The sequence below is a fragment of the Pseudomonas yangonensis genome (genome assembly GCF_009932725.1).
Lineage (GTDB): Bacteria > Pseudomonadota > Gammaproteobacteria > Pseudomonadales > Pseudomonadaceae > Aquipseudomonas > Aquipseudomonas yangonensis.
The window spans coordinates 1-629 of sequence record NZ_BLJU01000124.1; the positions used below are offsets into that span (position 1 = coordinate 1).

Annotated in this window: 1 protein-coding gene; it reads right to left on the reverse strand. The window is 63.0% G+C overall.

Going from position 1 to position 629, the window contains the following annotated elements; translation table 11 throughout:
* Positions 1-629, reverse strand: a 629-nt coding sequence (locus GYB81_RS23770) for an alanine:cation symporter family protein (RefSeq protein ID WP_161897997.1), incomplete at both ends; no start/stop codon positions are given.

The window sequence follows — 629 nt, forward strand, 5'->3', positions numbered from 1 at the left end:
CGATAGAGCTAAAGGCGAACAGCAGCACGATGAGGGCGATAAAACCCGCTCCCCAGCCGCCGACCAGCACGCTCATCGCGTGTTGCAAGTCCTGAATACCGTTGAGCGCATATTCATTGTCGGGCCGCGGCGCCAGCATGACGATAATCGCGCTGGCGGTACAGATCACGATAGTATCGATAAACACGCCAATCATCTGCACGATCCCCTGCGCCGCCGGGTGCGGCGGCCAGGAGGCGGCGGCCGCGGCGGCGTTAGGCGAAGAGCCCATCCCTGCTTCATTGGAGAACATGCCGCGCTGGAAGCCGCTGGTCAGCGCCTGGCTGATGGTGTAGCCCACCGCGCCGGCGGCGGCCTCCTGCCAGCCGAAGGCGAAGCGAAAGATGGTGGCGAAAATCGTCGGCAGGGCGGTGATGTGCCACAGGCCGATGAGCAGGCTGGTGGCGATCCACAACAGCGCCATAAAGGGAACGATCCATTGCATCAGACGCGCCACGCCGCGTAAACCACGGAGGATCGCCAGCAAAACGACAACGGCCAGCACGCCGCCGCTGACCGCCGCCGGCAGATCGAACGCATAGCGCAAGGCATGGGCCACGGAGTTAGCCTGCACGGTATTGAAGATAAAA